General features: G+C 74.3%; 2 protein-coding genes. Both read right to left on the reverse strand.

Annotated elements, in window-relative coordinates:
* On the reverse strand, positions 1–2,516 hold a 2,516-nt coding region (locus tag BJF79_RS29550), incomplete at its 3' end, for a non-ribosomal peptide synthetase (protein WP_143220341.1).
* Positions 2,480–6,307 (reverse strand): non-ribosomal peptide synthetase (locus BJF79_RS29555; protein ID WP_143220343.1); only part of this gene is annotated, 3,828 nt, incomplete at its 5' end. The genes BJF79_RS29555 and BJF79_RS29550, both read right to left, overlap by 37 nt.

Here is a 6,307-nt window from a genome sequence, read left to right on the forward strand (position 1 = left end):
TCACCGGTGCGGTACATGCGGCCGGGGTGGAAGGGGTTCGCGACGAACCGTTCCGCGGTGAGGCCCGGACGGGACGCGTACCCGCGCGCCAAGCCGTGACCCGCGAGGTACAGCTCCCCGACCACGCCGGGAGGAACCGGGCGCATCGCGTCGTCCAGGACGTACGCGCGGGTGTTGTCCATCGGGGCGCCGATCGGCATCGCGTCGGGCACGTCGTCGGTCGAGGTGAACGCCAACTGCGTAGCGAACGCGGTCGTCTCGGTCGGGCCGTAGGTCGTCCGAACGATCAGACCCGGGTGGGTCTCCAGGAGGTTCCGGACGGCCGTGGACGAGACGACGTCGCCGCCCGTCGAGATCTCGCGCACTCCGGCGAAGATCTCCGGGGATTGTTCGGCCAGGACACGGAAGAGTCCTGCGGTCGCGTGGACGTTCGTGACGCCGTGCTCGGCTATCAACCGCCCGCGCTCGGCCGCGTCCAAGTCGCTGGACGGCGCCACGACCAGTCGTCCACCCTGCAGCAGCGGCGTCCAGATCTCGAACGTCGACGCATCGAACGCATGGTTCGCCTGCACCAGAACGACGTCCTCGCGCCACGCCTCGTCCAGGCAGAACGCCACCACGTTCGCGTGCGTGACCGCGACGCCCTTCGGCACACCCGTCGACCCCGACGTGTACATGACGTACGCGAGATCGTCCGGCGAAATCCGGACGGCCGGGTTCTCCTCGACCGGCTCGAACACGTCATCGTCGGTGACGACGACCGAAACCCCGGACTCGGCCATCACCGCCGCGATCCGCTCCTCCGGATGGCTCGTGTCCAGCGGCACGTACGCCGCACCCGCCTTCAACACCCCCAACAACACCGGAATCAACTCCGCCGACCGCCGCATCCGCACCCCGACCAGCGAACCGCGACACCCCGCCAACCCACCCGCCACACCATTCGCCCGCGCGTTCAACTCCGCGTACGACCACGCCACACCGTCCGACACCACCGCGACCGCATCCGGCGTCCGGGCGGCCTGCTCCTCGAAGAGCCCGGCGATCGACGCGTCCGGGACCGCCCGCGCCGTGTCGTTCCACTCCCCCACCACGAGCCGCCGCTCGTCCTCCGACAGGACCTCGATCCCGGAGACCCTCGTGTCGCAATCGGCGGCGGCCTGTTCGAGGACTCGCGCCAGTCGTGCGGCGAGCGCCCGGACGGTCGGTTCGTCGAACAGGTCGGCCGCGTACTGGATCTCGCCGCCGAGGCCGTCCGGGGATCCGGCGGCGTCGCGGCGTTCGGTGAGGCCGACGGAGAGGTCGAAGCGGGCCACGGCCGTCTCGTCGAGGGGTTCCGGTTCGACGCGGAGTTCGGGCAGCCCCCACGGGTCTTCGGCTTCGGTCACGTTCTCGACGCCGAGCATCACCTGGAAGAGGGGGTGCCGGGACAGTGACCGCGGCGGGTTGAGGTCCTCGACGAGGCGCTCGAACGGGACGTCCTGGTGCGCGTACGCGGCCAGGTCCGCCTCCCGGACGCGGGCGAGCAGTTCGGCGAACGTCGGGTCGCCGCTCACGTCCGTCCGCAGCACCAGCGTGTTCACGAAGAACCCCGCCAGATCCTCCAGCGCCGCGTCGCCACGCCCCGCGACGGCCGTCCCCATCGGGACGTCGTCACCCGCACCTACCTTCGACAGCAGCACCGCCACCGCCGCCTGCGCGACCATGAACATCGTCACGCCCTGCGCCCGCGCCAGTTCGGCGAGGCGGGCGTGGACGTCCGCGCCGACGTCGATCGGGACGGTGCCGGCGCGGAACGACGCCTCCGCCCGGCGGGCGCGGTCGACGGGGAGCGCGAGTTCGTCGGGGGCTTCGGCGAGGGCGTCGCGCCAGTGGCCGAGCTGTCCGGAGATCGCGCTCCGCGGGTCGTCGGGGTCGCCGAGGACCTCCCGCTGCCACAGCGCGTAGTCGGCGTACTGGACGGGCAGCGGCTCCCACTCGGGCGCCGCGCCACCGACGCGGGCCGCGTAGGCGGCGCCGAGGTCGCGCGTCAGGACGTCCATCGACCAGCCGTCCACCACGATGTGGTGCGCCACCAGCACCAGCACGGCCTCGTCCGCCGACGGCCGCAGCAGTCGGACCCGCCAGGGCAGGTCGGCGGCCAGGTCGAAGCCGCGCGCCGTCTCCGCCGCGACGGCGGCCCGGACGTCGTGCTCCGCGACGTCGACGATCCGCAGCCGCGGCCGGGCGGCCGGGCCTTCGTGGACGTGCTGGCGGGGGACGCCGTCCGCGTCGGGGAACGTGGTGCGCAGCGCCTCGTGCCGGTCGGCGACGTCGCCGAGCGCGGCTTCCAGGGCGGCGGTGTCCAGGTCGCCGGTCAGGCGGAGGACGAGCGGCAGGTTGTAGGCGGCGCCCGCGCCGGCCTCTTCGAGCCGGTTGAGGAACCACATCCGCTGCTGCGCGTACGACAGCGGCACGACGTCCGGGCGGGTGCGGGCGGTCAGCGCGGCGCGGGCCGTGGCGCGCAGCCGCGCCACGCCTCGACGGTCGGGGCGGCGAACAGGTCGCGGATGCCGACCTCGACGCCCAGCACCGACCGGACGCGGGAGATGAGCCGCATGGCGAGGAGGGAGTCGCCGCCGAGGTCGAAGAACGAGTCGTCCACGCCGACCCGCTCCACGCCGAGGATCTCGCCGAACAGCCCGGCCAGCACCACCTCGGCGGGGGTCGCGGGCGCGCGGCCGGGGGCCCGGTCGGCGAAGTCGGGCGCGGGCAGCGCGGCCCGGTCGAGTTTGCCGGTGACGGTCAGCGGTATCTCGGGCAGCCGGACGAACGCCGACGGCAGCATGTACTCGGGCAGCCGTGCCGCCGCGTGCGCCCGCAGGGACGGCTCGTCCGCCGTGCCGACGACGTACGCGACGAGCCGCCGCGTGCCGGGCCGGTCCTCGCGGGCGACGACGACGGCGCGGTCCACGTGCTCGTGGGACGTCAGCGCCGCCTCGACCTCGCCGGGTTCGATGCGGATCCCCCGCACCTTGACCTGGTCGTCGGCCCGGCCGGCGAAGACGAGTTCGCCGTCGGGCGTCCAGCGGGCCAGGTCCCCGGTCCGGTACATCCGCTCGCCCGGCGCGCCGAACGGGCACGCCGCGAACCGTTCGGCCGTGAGGCCGGGGCGGCCCGCGTAGCCGCGCGCGAGCTGGACGCCCGCGACGTACAGCTCGCCGACGACGCCGGGCGCCACCGGCCGGAGGGCCTCGTCCAGGACGTAGGTCCGCGTGTTCCACACCGGACGGCCGATCGGCACCGGCCCGTCGCCGCCGTCGCCGGGTTCGACGGGACGTGCCGTGACGCCGATCGTCGTCTCGGTCGGCCCGTACAGGTTGTGCAGCGGGACGCCCAGCGTCCGGTGCGTCTCCGCGGCGAGGCCGGCCGGGAGGGCTTCGCCGCCGGAGAAGATCCGCCGCAGGCTCCGCGCCCGGTCGGCGATGCCGTCCTGCCGCAGGAACGCCGCGAGCATGGACGGGACGAACTCGACCACGCCGACGCGTTCGCGTTCGATCAGTTCGGCCAGGTATCCGGGGTCGCGGTGCCCGTCGCGCCGCGCCGGGACCACGGTCGCGCCCACGAGCAGCGGCCAGAACAGTTCCCACACCGAGACGTCGAAGCCGGACGGCGTTTTGTGCAGGGCCCGCTCGCCGACGTCGAGGCCGTACTCGCCCTGCATCCAGAGGAGCTGGTTCACGACGGCGGCATGGCTGATCACGACGCCCTTCGGGGCCCCTGTCGAACCGGACGTGTAGATCACGTAGGCGGGGTGGGCGGGGCGGAGCGGCACCCCGGCGGGGCGCGTGCCGGGCGTTCCGGCGGCCGGTGCCATGCCGGGCTCCAGGGTGAGCGCGGGTTCGGCGTCGGCCAGCATGAACCGGGTTCGGTCGGCGGGCAGGCCGGGGTCGAGCGGCAGGTAGGCGCCGCCCGCCTTGAGGACGCCCAGCAGCATCGCGAGCAGCTCGGCGGACCGTTCGGTCACGACGCCGACCCGGCTCTCCGGCCGCACGCCGCGCCCGATCAGTTCGTGCGCCCACCGGTTCGCGCGGTCGTCCAGTTCCGCGTAGGTCCACGTCGCGTCGTCCGCGATGACCGCGACGGCGCCGGGCGTCCGCGCCGCCTGCTCCTCGAAGACGTCCACGAGCGTCGCGTCCGGGACGGGACGGCCGGTGTCGTTCCACTCCCGGAGGATCCGGTGCCGCTCCTGCGGCGACAGCGGTTCGAGGTCCCGGACGCGCGTGCCGGGGTCGGCCGCGACCTGTGCCAGTATCCGCGCCAGCCGGTCCGACAGCGCCCGGACGGTGTCCTCGTCGAACAGGTCGGCGGCGAACTCGAACTGCCCGCCGATGCCCGCGGGGGCGCCGTCGCCGTCGCGCTGCTCGGTCAGGGTCAGCGCCAGGTCGAACTGGGCCGTCCGGGCCTCGGCCGCGGCGGCGAACGCGTCGACGTCCAGTCCGCGCAGCTCCAGCGGCGCGCCCGCTCGCGGACCGTTCTCGACGGACACCATCACCTGGAAGAGGGGGTGCCGGGCGAGGGAGCGGGGCGGGTTGAGGTCCTCGACGAGGCGCTCGAACGGGACGTCCTGGTGCGCGTACGCGGCGAGGTCGGTCTCGCGGACGCGGGCGAGCAGTTCGGCGAACGTCGGGTCGCCGCTCACGTCGGTCCGCAGCACGAGGGTGTTCAGGAAGAACCCGGCGAGGTCTTCGAGCGCGGCGTCGCCGCGTCCGGCGATCTGGGTGCCGAGCGGGACGTCGGTGCCCGCGCCCATCCGCGACAGCAGGACGGCGAGGGCGGCCTGCGCGACCATGAACATCGTCACGCCGTCCCGCTGCGCCACCTCCGCCAGACGTGCGTGGACGTCGGCGTCGACCCGCACCGGCACGCTTCCCGCGCGGAACGTCGCGTCCGCCGTCCGGGGGCGGTCGAAGGGCAGCGCCAGCTCGTCGGGCATCCCGCCGAGGGCGTCGCGCCAGTGGGAGAGCTGGGCGGAGGCGACGCTGTCCGGATCGTCCAGGTCACCGAGCACCTCGCGCTGCCACAGCGCGTAGTCGGCGTACTGGACGGGCAGCGGCTCCCAGCCGGGGGCCTCGCCGCGGCGTACGCGGGCCTCGTAGGCGACCCCCAGGTCACGGGTGATGACGCCCATCGACCAGCCGTCCACCGCGATGTGGTGCGCGACGAGGACGAGCACCGACTCGTCCGGTGACACCACCAGCAGCCGCGCCCGCCACGGCACCTCGCCCGCCAGGTCGAAGCCCCGCCCCATCTCGGCGGCGACCGCCGCCTCCAGGGCGGGCGCCTCGATCCGCTCGACCCGCAGCCCGGGGCGGCCCGCCGCCCCGGCGAGGATCTCCTGCCGTGGGACGCCGCCGGTGTCGGGGAAGATCGTGCGGAGGCTCTCGTGCCGGTCGGCGACGTCGCCGAGCGCCGCTTCCAGCGCGGCGACGTCCACCTCGCCGGTCAGCCGCAGGCTCATCGGAACGTTGTAGACCGCGCCCGCGCCCGCCTCCTCCAGCCGGTTGAGGAACCACATCCGCCGCTGCGCGAACGACAGCGGGATCGTTTCCGGGCGCCCGCGCGCCGTCAGCGCCGCGCGCGACGCCGTCGCGGACCCGTCCTCGACGACGCGGGCCAGCCCGGCGACCGTCGGGGACGCGAACAGGTCGCGGATGCTCACCTCGGCGCCCAGCACCGACCGGACACGGGCGATGAGGCGCATCGCGAGGAGGGAGTCGCCGCCGAGGGCGAAGAACGAGTCGTCCGCCCCGACCCGGTCCAGGCCGACGACCTCGGCGAACAGCCCGCACAGGACCTCTTCGGCCGGGGTGGAGGGGCCTCGTCCGGAGGCCGGCCCCGCGAAGTCGGGCGCCGGGAGGGCCGCGCGGTCGAGCTTCCCGTTCACCGTGACGGGAATGGCGTCCAGCCGGACGAACGCGGCCGGGACCATGTGGTCGGGCAGTTTGGCGGCCGTGAACTCTCGGAGGGTCGTCTCGTCGGCGTCGGCGTCGCCGACGATGTAGGCGACGAGGCGCTTCACGCCCGGCTGGTCCTCGCGGGCGATCACGGCGGCCTGCACCACGCCTTCGTGCGCGGTCAGGACGACCTCGATCTCGGCGGGTTCGATCCGGAAGCCGCGGATCTTGACCTGCTCGTCGGCGCGTCCCGCGAACTCCAGGACGCCGCCGTCCGTCCAGCGGGCCAGGTCGCCGGTCCGGTACATCCGGCCGGTGACGCCGAACGGGTCGGCGACGAACCGTTCGGCCGTCAGGGCGGCACGCCCCGC

The sequence above is a fragment of the Actinomadura sp. CNU-125 genome (genome assembly GCF_001942465.1).
Lineage (GTDB): Bacteria > Actinomycetota > Actinomycetes > Streptosporangiales > Streptosporangiaceae > Spirillospora.